Raw genomic sequence first — 14664 nt, 5'->3', positions numbered from 1 at the left:
TCGTTGCGGGCCAGGTGTCCGGATGACACGCAAGGGATGCAAGCATGGGACGTCTGGCGGGGATATCGATCGCGCAGCAGGCGCGGGAAACGTGGAAGGCGAGGGTCGCCGCAGAGCGCGAGGCGAAGCGGGAAGGGCGCGGCCCGCAGAAACGTGAACGCGCACCCCATACCCAGCCACCCGAAAGCCGCCGGCTGGTGGCGCTATTGTGGAACATCGCACGCTGGCCGGATGGCTATGTCGTCAATGCCGAGGATTCACCGCCCCTGACGCCGGATCTGAGGCTGCTGATCCGCAGGGGATATGTGGTTCTGGAGCGGCGCACGGCCTATTCTGTCTGGGCGGCGGTGCGCGAGGTTCGTCAGCGCGAAAGCGTGTTGAGGCTAACGGCGGCGGGCCGGGCGCATCTTGCCGGTACAGTGGTCAGTGAAGCGGAACGGGCCTATATCCGCAGCGCGCTGGTCAGCGGCACGCTGCGGTAGGAGCTCTCGCCCGATGCGCTCCGATCGGGCCGCGCTGGTGCGCGAACGGACCAAGCGATGCGCGGCCTCACGTGTGACGCGACCGGAAAGTGTGCAGCATCTGCCTCTCAGGCCGGCAGGCCGCCGAGGCGGGAGAGAAGACGCTCAGCCTCGCTGCCATCGGGCTCCCAGAATTCCAGGCGCGTACGACCGTCCTTGCGGCGGGAGATCGAGAAGGCTTCACGGTCCATGCCGAATTCCATCAACTGGCCTTCCAGCGCGGTGGGATCGGCGGCGAGCGGGCCGAGCGGATCGAGAATCACGTACTGCGTCTGCATCTCTACGTCTCCTGTGTGTGCCGCTTCCCTTCCGGCGGGTTCTGCCGAAGCGTGCGCGTTTTGTGATGCGGCGCAGCATGTCACAAACTTGCGTGAGTGCAATATCAACCAATTGTTAACCTTACATTTTAGATGAAAAATTCACTTTGTGCACATGCGAAACGATTTGATTTTTCGTCTACGGCCCGGCGGCGAAGTCTTCGATGATCGGACAATCCGGGCGTGCATCACCATGGCAGGCGGACACGAGGTCCTTCAAGGTCTTCGTCATGGCGGCAATGGCAGCCTGTTTGCGTTCGAGCTCGGCGATATGGGCGAGCGCGACGGCCTTTACGTCGGCGCTGGCGCGGTCGCGGTCCTGCCAGAGCGCCAGCAGGGTGCGCATCTGCTCGACGGAAAAGCCGAGGTCGCGGGCGCGACGGATGAAGCCGAGGCGGTGCAGATCATGCGTGCCGTAGACCCGATACTGGGAGCCCGGCGTGCGATCCGGCACGATCAGGCCGATCTCCTCGTAATAGCGGATCATCTTGGCCGAGAGGCCGCTCAACCGTGCCGCTTCGCCGATGTTCATGCACCCATCTCATCATTTCCGGTGCCGAAGCTGCGCAGGCGCAGGGCATTTCCCACCACAAAGGCGCTGGAGAGTGCCATGGCGCCGGCGGCCAGCATGGGCGACAGCAGCGTACCCGTCACAGGATAGAGTGCACCGGCGGCCACGGGGATCAGCCCGACATTGTAGGCGAAGGCCCAGAACAGGTTTTCCCAAATGTTACGGATCGTGGCACGCGACAGCTTCAGCGCCCGCACGACGGCAGTGAGGTCGCCGGCCATCAGCACGACATCGGCGCTTTCGATGGCAATGTCGGTGCCGGTGCCAAGCGCGATACCGACGTCGGCGGCGGCCAGTGCCGGGGCATCGTTGATGCCGTCGCCGACAAAGGCAATGCGGCCGCCCCTGCCGTTGCTCGGGCGGCCGTCACCGCCGAGCTTTGCCCGCAATTCTTTCAGCGCGTCCACCTTGCCGCCGGGCAGCACGCCGGCAACGACATGCTCGATCTGAAGATCGGCCGCGATCCTGGCGGCTGTCTGCGGATTGTCGCCGGTGATCATGGCGAGCCTGACGCCGGCATGGCGAAGCGCCGCCAGCGCGGCTGGGGTCGTCGGCTTGATGCGATCGGCGACCGCGCCAATGGCAGCCAACTGCCCGTCAAGGGCGATGAAGAGCGGCGCGCGGCCGGCACCCGCCAGGCCCTCGGCCTGCAGCGCGACGGAAGAAAGGTCGATGCCATGGGCTTCCAGCCCCCTTGCCGTGCCGACGCGGAGCTGATGGCCTTCGACGGTGCCGGTGATCCCGGCGCCGGGCTCGGTGGTGACGTTTGACGCCGGTGACAGGGCGAGGCCCTCCGCTTTCGCTGCGGCGACGATGGCGGCGCCGACGGGGTGTTCCGAGGCGCTTTCGAGGCTTGCGGCGAGGGCGAGTACGCTGGCGCGGTCATAACCGGGCACCGTCCACAGGTCGGTCAGTTCCGGGCGGCCCTCCGTCAGCGTGCCGGTCTTGTCGAAGGCGATGACATCGACATCGCGCAGGCGCTGCAGCGCATCGCCCTTGCGGAAGAGGATACCGAGTTCGGCGGCCCGGCCGGTGGCGACCATGATGGAGGTGGGTGTGGCAAGCCCCATGGCGCAGGGACAGGCAATGATGAGGACGGCGACGGCATTGACGAGCGCGCCGCCCAGCCCGGCCGCCGGATCCAGCACCAGCCAGGCGACGAGGGTGACGAGCGCCGCCATCATCACGGCCGGCACGAAGCGGGCCGTGATGCGATCGACGAGTGCCTGGATGGGCAGCTTGGCGCCCTGCGCCGTTTCCACCAGCCGGACGATCTGTGCCAGCAGCGTATCGGCGCCCACCTTCGTCGCTTCGAAGGCGAAGGAGCCGGTGCCATTGACGGTGCCAGCCAGCACCGGGCTTTCGGGCGTCTTCTCCGTCGGCATGGGCTCGCCGGTCACCATGGCCTCGTCCACATGCGAGCGTCCCTCGATGACGGTGCCATCGACCGGGATGCGCTCACCGGGGCGGATGAGGACGATATCGCCGGGACGCACCGTCTCGATGCCGACGTCGATCTCGGCGCCGTCGCGGCGAAGGCGCGCGGTCTTCGGGGCAAGGCCGGCGAGCTTACGGATGGCGTCGCCGGCCCGGCCCCGGGCGCGGGCCTCGAGATAGCGGCCGGCGAGAATGAGGGTGACGATCACGGCCGCCGCCTCGAAATAGATATCGGCGCGGCCCTCGGGCAACAGGCCCGGCAGGAAGGTGGCGATGGTCGAATAGAGCCAGGCGGAACCGGCGCCGAGCAGAACGAGCGCATTCATCTCCGGCGCACGGCGCAGCAGGCTTTTCAGCCCAAGCATCAGAATGCCGCGGCCGGGAAGGGCGAGCACCAGCGTGGCCAGCACGAACTCGCCGATCCGCAACGGCGTATTGCCGACCAATCCGGCAAGGGCGTGGTGGAAGGTGGGGAAGAGGTGCCCCCCCATTTCGACGATGAAGAGTGGCAGGGTCAAAAGGGCGGCGAGCGCCACATCGCGCCCGAGTGCCGCCGTTTCTGCGCGGCGCAGCGCATCGAGGTCGGGCGCTGGTTTGCCGGCCGTGCTCTCCAGCGCCAGCGTGCCGAAGCCGGCAGCCGTGACGGCGGCGTCGAGGGCCGACTGCGGCGTCGCCGGCGTCGTGGACACCGAGGCGGTGCCGGCGGCGAGATTGACGCTGGCTGCGGCAACGCCGGGCACGGCGAGCAGGGCCTTTTCCGTGCGACCGACGCAGGAGGCGCAATGCAGGCCGGTGACGGCAAAGCGGCGCTCTTCCAGCACGGGTTTGAAGCCGGTGGACTGAATGGCGGTGATGACGGCCGGCATGGCCAGGGGCAGGGCCGACGCCTCCTCGAAGCGGACCGTGGCGCGGTGGGTGGCGATATTGACGGCAGCATCCGCGACACCCGGCACGGCCCGGATCGCCTTTTCCACCCGGCCGGCGCAGGAGGCGCAGTGCATGCCTTCAACGGGAATATCGGTCGCGAGCGTCGGGCCCGGTGTTCCGGTGGGGCCGGTTTGCGGCCTGTGTGCGTTGTGCGCGTCCATCGTCGTCTCCTTGCCCGCGTCGGGTCGGCTGGCAATCGTCAATCCGAACCCGATCTGTGGTGGCGGTGTTCCAGAGATAGGGCTTCCCATCATGGGAAGGTCAAGAGGCCATGACGGAGAGTGTTGACAGGGGGCGAAAATGCCGCGATGCTTTCGGTCATTCCGAGGGGGGCATCGTACGATGCTGAGATGGCGGTGAGCCGGACCCTTGAACCTGATCCGGGTCATACCGGCGTAGGAACGGAAAAAGGCGGCTTGCGCTGCTCCTCTCCCATTCCCCGCTTCACCTGGATCTCCGTGATGACAATCGGGAGATCGACCATGGCTGACGTTTCCACCTTTGGCGCACCGCCGGGCGCCCTCTGCGCCGCGCCTGCGTGCGTCCACACCCCTCGGCGAAGCCTCACGGCACGCTGAGCCATGCGCCCGGCCGATGCCCTCGGCGGCCTCGCGCTCGTGCTTGCCCTGTGGCAGGCCGTCGTGTCGCTCGCCGCGCCGCCCTCCTATCTGTTGCCCGCGCCCGCCGAGGTTGCCGCCGTCTTTGCGCGCATGGGCGGGTCGCTCGCTGCCCATGCCGGGGCGACGGGGCTGGAGGCCGTGGCGGGTTTCGTGATCGGCAGCCTGCTTGGCGCCGGCGCCGCCTTCGCCGTTGCGGCATTTCCGGCCTTCGGGCGCTTTGCCTGGCCGGTGCTGATGGTGGTGCAGGCGGTGCCCGTCTTCGCGCTCGCGCCGCTGCTCGTCATCTGGTTCGGTTTCGGTCTGGCCTCGAAGATCGCCATGGCGACGCTCGTCATCTTCTTCCCCGTCGCCTCTGCCTTTGCCGATGGGTTGAGGCGCACCGACCCCGTGCTTCTCGATGCAGCCGCGCTGACGCCTGCCTCGCCTCTGCAGGTCCTGCTGCGGCTGCGGGTGCCGCTGGCGCTTCCGGCGCTCGTTTCCGGCCTTCGCATCGCCGCGCCGCTTGCCCCGCTCGCCGCCGTTGTCGGCGAATGGGTCGGGGCCTCCTCCGGCCTCGGCTTCCTGATGGTGCAGGCCAATGCCCGCATGCAGACGGCGACCCTCTTTGCCGCGCTCATCCTCGTTGCCGCCATGAGCGTGGCGCTTCGTCTTCTCGTGGACCGTCTGACGGCCGGGCTGACGCCCTGGGCGCGCGACGACACGCTTTCCACCCCTTCAGTTCACCGTCCGGCACCCCAACGCCCGGTACCCCACCATCCCCCAACCCACCGACTGGAAACCGCATGACACGCCGCCTCTCGACCGCCCTTGCTGCCGCCCTGACCCTTTTCTCCACCCTTACCGCGAGCGCGCATGCGAGCGACAAGCCGGCCGACAAACTGACGGTGATGCTGGAATGGTTCGTGAACCCCGACCATGCACCGCTGGTGATCGCGAAAGAGAAGGGCTATTTCGCCGCCGAGGGTCTCGATGTGACGCTCGTGCCGCCGGCCGACCCGTCTTCGGTGCCGCGTCTCGTGGCGGCCGGAGAGGCCGATATCGGCATCCACTACCAGCCAAACCTTTACCTCGACCATGCCGCCGGCCTGCCGCTGATGCGGATCGGGACGCTGGTGGAAACGCCGCTGAATACGCTGACGGTTCTGAAAGATGGCCCGATCAAATCGCTCGCCGACCTCAAGGGCAAGACGGTCGGCTACTCCGTCGCGGGCTTCGAGACGGCGCTGCTGGGCCGCATGCTGGCCAATCAGGGGCTGACGGCGGATGACGTGACGATGGTCAACGTCAATTTCGCGCTGAGCCCCTCGCTGATTGCCGGCAAGGTGGACGCCACGGTCGGCGGCTTTCGCAATTTCGAGCTGACGCAGATGGCGATCGAGGGGCATGAGGGCCGGGCCTTCTATCCCGAAGAGCACGGCGTGCCCGCCTATGACGAGCTGATCTATGTCGTCGACAAAACAAAGCTTTCCGATCCGCGCCTGCCGCGCTTCCTGGCGGCGGTGGAAAAGGCGACGATCGACCTCACCAACCACCCCGAGGAAGGGCTTGCCACCTTCCTCAAGGCCTATCCCGACCTCGATGACAGGCTGAACCGGCAGGCCTTTGCCGATACTTTGCCGCGCTTTGCCAAGCGCCCGGCGGCACTCGATACGGCGCGCTACCGCCGCTTCGGGGCCTTCATGGCGGAAAGCGGGCTGATCGACCTTGCCCCGGCGGTCGAGGAGATCGCCGTGGAGGTGGGCCGGTGACGATCGCGCTTGCCCCTGTCGATGTGCCCGTCGATCCCATGGTTGCGGCGACGCTGCTCGAGCGGGTGCGCACGCGCCGGCCGCGCGTGCATTGCCTGATGAACACGGTGGTGCAGAAATTCGTTGCCGATGGCGTGACCGCCGTTGGCGGCATTCCCTCCATGACCGCGTCGGAGGAGGAGGTCGGTGCCTTCGTGCGGCGGGCCGACAGCCTCGCCGTCAATCTCGGTACGCTTGATGCCGCGCGCCGCCGCGCCATCGGGCTGGCGGTCGAGGTGGCCGGGACGGAGAGCAAGCCGTGGATCGTCGATCCCGTTCACTGCGATTACTCGCCGTCGCGACTCGCTTTCGCGCAAACGCTGGCAGCGCTCGGCCCCGCCGCCGTGCGCGGCAATGCGGCGGAAATGATGGCGCTCGGGCTTCAGGCGGGCGCCCCCTGTGCGCCGGGTCTCGTGATCACCACCGGGCCGGTGGACCGGCTGGTGACGGCGCGCCGGTCGCTGCGGATCGAAAACGGCGATCGCCTCATGGCGGGGGTGACGGGCACGGGCTGCCTTGCCGGCGCGGTGATCGCGGCCTTCCTCGCCGTCGAGCCGGATGCGCAGCTTGCCGCAGCCGCGGCGCTCTCGACCACCGGCGTTGCCGCCGAGCTTGCCGCACCGGGGGTGCGCGGACCGGCGAGCTTCGGCATCGCCTTTCTGGATGTTCTGGCGACGCTTTCGCCGGACGAGCTTCTGACCCATGCGAGGATTTTCGATGACAGGACATGATCACGCTGGCGCCTACCGAGACGCACGCTTTGGCAACCGGCGCGTCGACTACCGGCTGAACCCCATTCTCGATGCCGGGCTCGTCGAGGCAGAAGGCGAGGCGGGTGGCGCGCGGCTTGCGGCGCTCGCGGCCCGCGCCGTCAGCGGCGGGGCGACCATCCTCCAGTATCGCGACAAGACGGGGTCGACGCGGCGCATGGTGGACAATGCGCGGGCCATTCTCTGGGCCATCGCCGCCTCCGGCGTGCCGCTCGTCGTCAACGACCGTGTGGACGTGGCGCTGGCGGCCGGTGCCCATGGCGTGCATCTCGGCGCTGACGACATGGAGATCGAGACGGCACGACGCCTGTTGGGCCCTTCCGCCATCATCGGCATGACGGTTAAGCGCGAGGCGGAGGCGCGCGCGGCCGGGCAGTTGCCGGTCGACTATGCCTGCATTGGCGGCGTGTTCGAGACGCTTTCCAAGCACAATCCGGATCCGCCGGTCGGTCTCGACGGCTTCCGGCAGATGCGGGCGATGATTCGCGCGGCGCGGCCGGAGCTTCCGGTCGGGGCCATTGCCGGCATCACGGCTGCACGGGTGCCGCCGCTGGTGCTGGCCGGTGCCGATGGCATTGCGGCGATTTCCGCGGTTTTCGGCGCGGCGGATGTGGCGGGTGCGGCACGGGCCCTGCGCGGTGCGGTGGATGATGCGTTGAAGGGAGAAGCGGCATGACGGCGATTGCCTTGACCATTGCGGGCTCGGACAGCGGCGGCGGTGCCGGCATCCAGGCCGATCTCAAGACCTTCTCGGCGCTCGGCGTCTACGGCGCCAGCGTCATCACGGCTGTGACCGCGCAGAATACGCGCGGGGTGAGCGCGGTCGCCGATATCGCACCTGACATGGTGGCGGCGCAGATGCAGGCGGTGTTTTCCGATCTCGATGTCGGCGCCGTGAAGATCGGCATGGTTTCCCGCGTCGAGACGATCGAGGCGATCGCGGACGGACTGCGCGATTTCACCGGGCCGGTGGTGGTGGATCCCGTCATGGTCGCGACCTCGGGCGACCGGCTGCTGAGGCCAGATGCCATTGCCGTCCTCATCGATCGTCTCTTGCCGCGCGCGGCTGTCGTGACGCCCAACCTGCCGGAGGCCGCGCTCCTGACGGGACAGTCCGTCGCGGCAACGCCCGAGGCCGTGCGGGCCCAGGCCGCGCACTTGCTGGCGGCCGGCGCTGCGAGCGTCTTGATGAAGGGCGGGCACGGGCACGGGCCGCTCTGCGTCGATTATCTTGTAGAGCAGGACGGCATCCTCACCTTGACGGCGCCGCGGGTCGATACGCTCAACGATCACGGCACGGGCTGCACGCTGGCGGCGGCGATCACTGCCGGGCTGGCACGCGGGCTTTGCCTGACGGAGGCGGTCCGGCAGGCGAAAACCTATCTGCAGGCGGCGCTGGAGGCTGGTCGGCATCTGTCTGTTGGCAGCGGTCACGGGCCGGTGCATCATTTCCATGGCTGGTGGGAAGCTGATGCAGCCGCGCGCGAAAACGGCAATGGACAACACCACCGCTCACTGGCGGGATAGGACAGGAGCAGCGAACGACGGCAGCGGTGCTGCGCCCGGATGCCATAAAAGCCAGAGGGGAGCGCCGCTGCCCTATCGCTCTCCGCTTCGTAGCGTGCCGCTGCGCACCAGCGCTTCCACCGGCAGGCTGATGGTTGCCGTGAGGCCATCGGCGCCCCATTGACGCTCGATCCTCCCGCCGAGCTGGCCTTCGACGCTGATTGCCATCAGGCGGGAGCCGAAGCCTTGCGCGGACGGCTCACCGGTGATCGGCGGACCGTTCGCCTCGATCCATGAGACCACATAGGCGTTGGAATCGCGCCGGGTGCGGATGATCAGGCGACCATCGTCTGTGGAGAGGGCGCCGTATTTGGCCGAATTGGTGGCGAGCTCGTGGAAGAGGAGGGCGAGCGGTGTTGCCACGCTGTCGCCGATCTCGATGTCGTCTCCTTCGATCAGGATGCGCTCGCGTGCTTCCGAGAAGGGCGCCAGGAGCTCGTTCATCAGGCCCATCAGCGTCTTGTCGATATCGACGGGCCTGGAATCGCGGCTGTGGGGACGCACGAAATCATGGGCGCGGCCCATGGCGTCGAGACGGCGCCGCAGTTGCTCGGCAAAGGGCCGGATGTCTGGCATCTGGCGGGCCTGCAGGCTGATGATGCCGTTGATGACGGAAAAGATGTTCTTGATGCGGTGGGAGAGTTCGTGGGCGACGATCTCGCGCTCGGCTGCTGCAATCTTGGCATCGTGAATATCGGTGCAGGTGCCGTACCAGCGGGTGATGCGACCGGCCCCGTCGCGCACGGCAAGTGCACGGCCGAGCACCCATCGATAGGCGCCGGAGCGATGCCGCAGACGGTATTCGATCTGGTAGGGCTCGCCGGTCTCCAGCGAATGACGCCAGAGGGCCCAGGCGCGCTCCTGATCTTCCTCGTGGAACATGCCGTTCCAGCCTTCGCCATCGGTGGTGCCGTCGGGAACGCCGGTGAATTCGTACCAGCGGGCATTGTAATAGTCGTGAAAGCCGTCCGGCCGGGTGGACCAGACCATCTGGGGCATCGCATCGGCCAAGGTGCGGAAAGCCGTTTCGGCGCGGGCGTGGTCATCCAGCGCCTTACGCTGCTTGGTGATGTCGACGGCCACGCCCGGAAAACGCACGACCTTTCCGTCCTCATCGAGGAGGGGGCGTCCTTCGGCGAGGATCCAGCGACTGGAGCCATCGCTCTGGCGGATGCGGTATTCCTGCGAATAGGTGTCGCCGGTCTCCATGGCTTCGGTCATCGCCGTCTTCACACGGTCGAGATCGTCGGGATGGATGGCGTTCAGGAAGCGTTCGATCGGCTGTCCCGGCGCGTTGACTTCAATGCCGAAGATCGCGGCGAAGCGCGGGTCGGCCTCCACACGGTCCTCGACAACCAGCCAGTCCCAGGTGCCGACAATGGAGGAGGAGCCGAGCGCCAGTTCCATCTGCTCCCGGCTGGCGGCCAGCGCCCGTTCGGCCTCGACGCGCTTGGTTGTCTCGCCGACGATGGCAAGGACGGCCAGCACCTTGCCGGTCTCGTCCACCACAGGGCTGTAATCGAGATCGAACCAGACCTCTTCCGGAACGCCATTGCGGTGGAGGATCATTTTCTGATCCTCGAAGCTCACCGTTTCGTAGCGGGCGACGGCCTCGATGACACTGCGATTGAAGGGTTCGACTTCCGGCCAGACGTCGAGGGCGGAGCGACCGAGGCAGCCGGGGTGCTTGCGCGCGGCGATCTGGGCATAGCCATCATTGTAGATCAGAGCGCCGCGCTCGCCGACCAGCAGCGCCATCGGAATTGGCGAGGCGAGAATGGTGCGGATCATGACGACGAGCGTCATCGGCCAGTCGGCGATCGGCCCGAGCTCTGTCGTTTCCCAGGGGTGCTCGGCGATGAGGCGCCGCATCTCGCTGTCTGCGAGCCTGCCGGAGGGTCCCGTCGCCGGGGCGGGAAACAAGGGATCGTTCATCTACACCACTCTTCGACCGCAGGGTCGGCGCGGCTGGCCTGCCGCCCGGGGCGGATGTCGCTTTCGCCGATGACTGTGCACGGGTTGGGTCCGACCTGCGCAGCGGAAAAGCGATATCCGGCACACGATATAGGTTTCGACGCTGGAAAGTCAGGGTGCGTCCGACCAAATTTCTGTAGGCGCCCGCCCCGTTTACGCCTGACAGGTTAACGGCGCCCAACGGCGATGGGCTTTTTGCAGGCCGGGCGTCCTGGGCTGGAACAATCGACTTTGCACGGATTTTTCATGCCGACGGCCCACAACGCAAAATAATCTCTATCAATTGGGTCGTGATTAGGCGATAAACATTGTGACAATTCCAAGGCAGTCGTTCCGGCTGCAAGATTGGCAGGAGGTCCCATGCAGGTACATCGTCAGGCTTTGTCGGTTCCCTATTCGAATTGCGCCGCGCTTCCGGCCCGCAAGGTGCGGGTCCAGCAGATTGTGCCCGGTGTCGTCTGCCTCGCAGCCTTCGGCTTCGTCTGCGCGATCGTCTTCGGCGCCCTCTGACGCCACTCCACCTCCTTGACGTGAGAAGGCCGCCACGATTGACCGTGGCGGCCTTTTCTATTGGGGATCTGCCGTGCCTCCCCGTTCAGATGCCGGGCAGCACGAAGCGGCGCAGCCGCTCCCGCACCTGCCCGATGACATCCACGCCGGCATTGGCGAAGGCAAAGCGCAGGAAGCCATCCTGACCCGCGCCGAAGAAATCGCCGGGCAGGCAGATGATGCCGGCGCCCTTGGCGAGCTTTTCGGCCACGAAGGCGCTGTCGATATCCGGGTAGGGGTGGCGGATATAGGCGAAATAGGCACCGATCGCCTGGATCGACCAGTCCGGCACGTCCTCCATGACCGCTTTCAGCGCCTCGGCACGGCGCAGGATCTCGGCGCGGTTGCCGGCCCGCCAGGCGTCGAGCGCCGGCAGTGCCTTTTCCAGCGCGATCTGGCCCGCGCGGGGCGCGCAGATCTGCACATTGTCCATCACCTTGGCGATTTCGGCGACAACGGCCGGACTTGCCGTGATGGCGCCGAGCCGGTGGCCGGGAATGCAGAAGGATTTCGAGAACGAATAGAGGCCGATCAGCGTGTCCTCCCAGCCCTCTTGCGAAAACAGCGCATGCGGTGCGGCATCGCCCGGCAGGAAGTCGCGGTAGGTTTCGTCGAGCACCAGCCAGGTCCCGTTCGCCTTGCACAGCGCGAAAATCTCGCTCAGCAGTTCGGGCGGATAGATGGCGCCGGTCGGGTTGTTGGGCGACACGAGTGCAAGGGCGCGGACCTTCGGTGTCAGCGCGTCCTTGAGGGCGCCAACGTCCGGCAGGAAGCCGGTCACCGGGTCGCAGGGCACGAGGTCCACGCCGATGCCAAGCATGGTCAGCGTCGTTTCGTGGTTGAAATAGAAGGGGTTGGTGACGAGCACGGTGTCGCCTGCGCCGGCCAGCGCCATCATCGTGACGATGAAGGCCTGGTTGCAGCCGGCGGTGATGTGGATGTTGCCGGCCTCGAGCGCTGCGCCATAGACGGCGCCGGCATGGCGGGCATAGGCGGCGCGAAGGCCCGGCTCGCCCTCGATCGGGCCATAGCCGGTCGAGGCGGTGGAGGCGGCGGCCTCGCCGAGCCAGGCGAGCATGTCCGGATGGGCGGGATAGCCCGGCACGGCCTGCGACAGATCGATCAGCGGGCCCTGGCTGCCGTCGTAATCCCGCGCCCAGGCAAAGACGGACGGAATCGGCGGCGGGGCAAGGGTTGCGACGCGGGGATTGAAGCGGGGCATTGTCGGACTTCCGTGGTTGGACCGGTTCGTCATCGTGACGTTCGGGTTTTGGGCGCTGCCGGATCTGGCCGGGTCTTGCGACGGGATATGGGAGGCTTTGAGCGTTTCTCCGAGGGGGCGGCGGCGCTGGCGCCATGGCCGGCGCTCATTTTTCCGTGACGGGTGCGCAGCACCGTGCGGCCGGACGCCTGCGGTTCCGGCAGCGGATCGGCCTCGAGGGCGGCAAACAGCCAGTCGATGAAGACCTTGACGATCGGCGCGGCGCGGTTCTCCGAGCGGCAGGCAACGTAGAAGGCATCGTTGGCGGGAACGGAGAGGTCGAAGGGCGCAATCAGTTCGCCGCGCGCGATGAGGCTGCCGGCGGTGATGGTATCACCGAGCGCGACGCCCTGGCCGTGCAGGGCGGCTTCCGTCGACAGTCTTGCGTCGCTCATGAAATGCCGGCGCCCGCGCTGCACGTCGGCGGCATCGGCGGCGGCGAGCCAGGTGCTCCACTCACGCCCGTCATCGCCGTGCAGCAGCGTATGATCGGACAGGTCGCGGATGGAGCGCAGCGGCCGGCTGGCGACAAGCGCGGGGCTGACCACGGGAAACAGCGACAGGCGGCTCCACAGCCGTGTCCACACGTCCCCCCAGTTGCCGTCGCCGTAGAGAATGGCGAGGTCGACCCGTGGATCGAAGAGATTTGCCGTGTCGTTCGAAGCCGTCAGGGTCAGGCGCACATCGGGATACTGCTCGGTGAAAAGATGGAGGCGCGGGATCAGCCACAGGGAGAGGAGGGCGGGCACGCAGGTAATCGTCAGTTCGCCGCTGGTCGCCGGCCTCGTCATGGCGGCGGTGGCGGCGGCAATGTCGTCGAAGGCGCGGGTGACGGCGGGCAACAGCAGCGCACCCTGCGGCGTCAGCTTGAGCCGCTTGCCGCCGCGCTCGAACAACGGCGTATTGACGGACAGTTCGAGGGCGCGGATCTGGTGGCTGATGGCGCCGTGCGTGACGTTGAGCTCGCGGGCGGCAGCCGACACCGACCCACGCCGGGCCGTCGCCTCGAAGGCTCGCAGCGGATTGAGCGGTGGCAGACGGGCGGGCAGGGGCGCTCTCCGAATGATGTTCTGTGAGTTTTTCTCACCTATGATCCTATAACAATGTCAATTGATTTTCAAAGACATTTCCGCTCTAGTTCTCGCAACGATCAGAAAAGACCGAAGGGGAACACGAAGGGAGATGCGGGGGATCGGCGGCTGCCGTTCCACGTAAGCTCTCCCACGCGCATCGTCCGGATCGACCGGCATGCGGGCCCCTTCCGAGACAGAAGGGCGAGACCGACATGGCCATCGACGAAACGACGCTCAAGGCACTGCGCGAGAAGTACGGCGAGGCGCATGGCGGCGAGATGTTCGATCCCGACTTCCGCAAGGTCGCGGACAAGATCTTCTCGAAAAGCGGGACGCGTCTTGCGCCCTATTCCGGCGTTCCGACGCTGCTTTCGGCGCCCCACATGCCCATCTCTGCGGGCGAGCCGGATTTTGGCAATCTTCAGGTGGCGCTGGTCGGCGTGCCCATGGATCTCGGTGTCACCAATCGTCCCGGTTCGCGCTTCGGACCGCGCGCCATGCGCAGCATCGAGCGGATCGGCCCCTACAATCATGTTCTCGGGTGCGCACCGGTCTTCGATCTCAGGGTTGCCGATATCGGCGACGTGCCGTTTCGCAGCCGCTACCGGCTGGAAATGTGCCACGAGGACATCGAGGCGCATATCGCCAAGATCGTTTCGGCCGGCGTCATCCCGCTGTCGGTGGGCGGCGATCATTCCATCACCCATCCGATCATGCGCGCCGTCGGCAAGGATCGTCCGGTCGGCATGATCCACATCGACGCCCACTGCGACACGGGCGGCGCCTATGACCTCACCAAGTTCCACCATGGCGGCCCCTTCCGCAATGCGGTGCTGGACGGCGTGCTCGACCCGACCCGTACGATCCAGATCGGCATTCGCGGCTCGGCCGAATATCTGTGGGAGTTCTCCTATGAATCCGGCATGACCGTCATCCATGCGGAGGAGGTGACAGGCATGGGTATTCCCGCCATCATCGAAAAGGCCAGGGCGATCGTCGGCGACGGTCCGACCTACCTGTCCTTCGACATCGACAGCCTCGATCCGAGCTTTGCGCCGGGCACCGGCACGCCGGAGATCGGCGGCCTGACGACCCGCGAGGTGCTGGAACTCATCCGTGGGCTCAAGGGTGTCAATCTCGTCGGCGGGGATGTCGTCGAGGTCGCGCCGCAGTATGATTCAACGACCAATACGGCCCATGCCGGTGCGCAGGTGCTGTTCGAAATCCTCAGCCTCATGGCCTTCAGCCCTTCGGTGATCGGCCAGGCCTGACAGAACGGATACAGAAACGG

At 66.7% G+C, this 14664-nt stretch carries 14 protein-coding genes and 1 riboswitch; of the genes, 8 read left to right on the top strand and 6 right to left on the bottom strand.

The annotated features are described in order from the left end of the window. Positions 1 to 44: 44 nt before the first annotated feature. Positions 45 to 482 (top strand): hypothetical protein, encoded by a 438-nt coding sequence (locus F3H41_RS07680; protein ID WP_149737965.1) that lies wholly within the window; start codon positions 45 to 47, stop codon positions 480 to 482. A 107-nt stretch (positions 483 to 589) separates the two neighbouring features. Here F3H41_RS07680 and F3H41_RS07675 read toward each other — a convergent pair whose 3' ends face one another. The 3 genes from F3H41_RS07675 to F3H41_RS07665 all read right to left on the bottom strand — a co-directional run bounded on the left by F3H41_RS07675 (position 590) and on the right by F3H41_RS07665 (position 3934). After that, positions 590 to 799: a hypothetical protein gene (locus tag F3H41_RS07675; protein WP_149737964.1), complete on the bottom strand. Its 210-nt coding sequence runs from the start codon at positions 797 to 799 to the stop codon at positions 590 to 592. 178 nt (positions 800 to 977) lie between these two features. After that, positions 978 to 1370 (bottom strand): Cu(I)-responsive transcriptional regulator, encoded by a 393-nt coding sequence (gene cueR, locus F3H41_RS07670; protein ID WP_149737963.1) that lies wholly within the window; start codon positions 1368 to 1370, stop codon positions 978 to 980. After that, positions 1367 to 3934, bottom strand: coding sequence for a heavy metal translocating P-type ATPase (locus tag F3H41_RS07665; RefSeq protein WP_244616099.1), 2568 nt, complete (start codon positions 3932 to 3934; stop codon positions 1367 to 1369). The genes cueR and F3H41_RS07665 overlap by 4 nt, the downstream gene beginning before the upstream one ends. Before the next feature lie 155 nt (positions 3935 to 4089). Next, positions 4090 to 4192: riboswitch (TPP riboswitch) on the top strand. Between the two features lie 162 nt (positions 4193 to 4354). Between F3H41_RS07665 and F3H41_RS07660 the strand changes: the two genes are divergently transcribed. The 5 genes from F3H41_RS07660 to thiD are packed head-to-tail and all read left to right on the top strand — an operon-like array spanning position 4355 to position 8477. Beyond that, on the top strand, positions 4355 to 5179 hold the full coding sequence (locus F3H41_RS07660) for an ABC transporter permease (protein WP_149737962.1): 825 nt from the start codon (positions 4355 to 4357) through the stop codon (positions 5177 to 5179). Further along, positions 5176 to 6141, top strand: a complete 966-nt coding sequence (locus F3H41_RS07655; protein WP_149737961.1) for an ABC transporter substrate-binding protein — start codon at positions 5176 to 5178, stop codon at positions 6139 to 6141. Before F3H41_RS07660 ends, F3H41_RS07655 begins: the two co-directional genes overlap by 4 nt. A 38-nt stretch (positions 6142 to 6179) precedes the next feature. After that, the gene (locus F3H41_RS07650) at positions 6180 to 6911 is read left to right on the top strand and encodes a hydroxyethylthiazole kinase (protein WP_149738265.1); all 732 of its coding nucleotides are present in this window, start codon (positions 6180 to 6182) and stop codon (positions 6909 to 6911) included. Continuing rightward, positions 6898 to 7626 carry a thiamine phosphate synthase gene (gene thiE, locus F3H41_RS07645; RefSeq protein WP_149737960.1) on the top strand — a complete coding sequence of 243 codons (729 nt, stop codon included), beginning with the start codon at positions 6898 to 6900 and terminating at the stop codon, positions 7624 to 7626. The genes F3H41_RS07650 and thiE overlap by 14 nt, the downstream gene beginning before the upstream one ends. Further along, positions 7623 to 8477 carry a bifunctional hydroxymethylpyrimidine kinase/phosphomethylpyrimidine kinase gene (gene thiD / locus F3H41_RS07640; protein ID WP_149737959.1) on the top strand — a complete coding sequence of 285 codons (855 nt, stop codon included), beginning with the start codon at positions 7623 to 7625 and terminating at the stop codon, positions 8475 to 8477. Before thiE ends, thiD begins: the two co-directional genes overlap by 4 nt. 72 nt (positions 8478 to 8549) lie before the next feature. On the opposite strand, the gene F3H41_RS07635 is transcribed toward thiD, so the two are convergent. Then, positions 8550 to 10451, bottom strand: a complete 1902-nt coding sequence (locus F3H41_RS07635) for a PAS domain-containing protein (protein ID WP_149737958.1) — start codon at positions 10449 to 10451, stop codon at positions 8550 to 8552. A gap of 399 nt (positions 10452 to 10850) precedes the next feature. On the opposite strand from F3H41_RS07635, the gene F3H41_RS21215 reads away from it, so the two are divergent. After that, on the top strand, positions 10851 to 11000 hold the full coding sequence (locus tag F3H41_RS21215; RefSeq protein ID WP_188129366.1) for a hypothetical protein: 150 nt from the start codon (positions 10851 to 10853) through the stop codon (positions 10998 to 11000). Positions 11001 to 11085: 85 nt separating this feature from the next. On the opposite strand, the gene F3H41_RS07630 is transcribed toward F3H41_RS21215, so the two are convergent. Together F3H41_RS07630 and F3H41_RS07625 are read right to left on the bottom strand one after the other, a co-directional pair. Beyond that, the gene (locus F3H41_RS07630; RefSeq protein ID WP_149737957.1) at positions 11086 to 12261 is read right to left on the bottom strand and encodes an aminotransferase; all 1176 of its coding nucleotides are present in this window, start codon (positions 12259 to 12261) and stop codon (positions 11086 to 11088) included. A gap of 29 nt (positions 12262 to 12290) precedes the next feature. After that, a complete protein-coding gene (locus F3H41_RS07625; protein ID WP_149737956.1) occupies positions 12291 to 13349 on the bottom strand; it encodes a LysR substrate-binding domain-containing protein in 1059 nt (352 codons plus the stop codon). Positions 13350 to 13585: 236 nt separating this feature from the next. Here F3H41_RS07625 and speB point away from each other — a divergent pair, with 236 nt between their 5' ends. Then, complete coding sequence (gene speB / locus F3H41_RS07620; RefSeq protein WP_149737955.1) at positions 13586 to 14644, top strand: agmatinase; 1059 nt, start codon at positions 13586 to 13588, stop codon at positions 14642 to 14644. Positions 14645 to 14664: the final 20 nt, after the last annotated feature.

Source organism: Rhizobium sp. RU20A, from assembly GCF_900155885.1.
Lineage (GTDB): Bacteria > Pseudomonadota > Alphaproteobacteria > Rhizobiales > Rhizobiaceae > RU20A.
Note: the sequence above shows the minus strand (reverse complement) of the source record. Positions and strands in the feature narration are given on the sequence as shown.

Bases quoted from the DNA above. Each gene is read 5' to 3' on its own strand.
- F3H41_RS07675 (WP_149737964.1), bottom strand. From the start codon at position 799: ATGCAGACGCAGTACGTGATTCTCGATCCGCTCGGCCCGCTCGCCGCC.
- cueR (WP_149737963.1), bottom strand. From the start codon at position 1,370: ATGAACATCGGCGAAGCGGCACGGTTGAGCGGCCTCTCGGCCAAGATG.
- F3H41_RS07660 (WP_149737962.1), top strand. From the start codon at position 4,355: ATGCGCCCGGCCGATGCCCTCGGCGGCCTCGCGCTCGTGCTTGCCCTG.
- speB (WP_149737955.1), top strand. From the start codon at position 13,586: ATGGCCATCGACGAAACGACGCTCAAGGCACTGCGCGAGAAGTACGGC.
- F3H41_RS07650 (WP_149738265.1), top strand. From the start codon at position 6,180: ATGGTTGCGGCGACGCTGCTCGAGCGGGTGCGCACGCGCCGGCCGCGC.
- F3H41_RS07630 (WP_149737957.1), bottom strand. From the start codon at position 12,261: ATGCCCCGCTTCAATCCCCGCGTCGCAACCCTTGCCCCGCCGCCGATT.
- thiE (WP_149737960.1), top strand. From the start codon at position 6,898: ATGACAGGACATGATCACGCTGGCGCCTACCGAGACGCACGCTTTGGC.
- F3H41_RS21215 (WP_188129366.1), top strand. From the start codon at position 10,851: ATGCAGGTACATCGTCAGGCTTTGTCGGTTCCCTATTCGAATTGCGCC.
- F3H41_RS07655 (WP_149737961.1), top strand. From the start codon at position 5,176: ATGACACGCCGCCTCTCGACCGCCCTTGCTGCCGCCCTGACCCTTTTC.
- thiD (WP_149737959.1), top strand. From the start codon at position 7,623: ATGACGGCGATTGCCTTGACCATTGCGGGCTCGGACAGCGGCGGCGGT.
- F3H41_RS07680 (WP_149737965.1), top strand. From the start codon at position 45: ATGGGACGTCTGGCGGGGATATCGATCGCGCAGCAGGCGCGGGAAACG.
- F3H41_RS07635 (WP_149737958.1), bottom strand. From the start codon at position 10,451: ATGAACGATCCCTTGTTTCCCGCCCCGGCGACGGGACCCTCCGGCAGG.
- F3H41_RS07665 (WP_244616099.1), bottom strand. From the start codon at position 3,934: ATGGACGCGCACAACGCACACAGGCCGCAAACCGGCCCCACCGGAACA.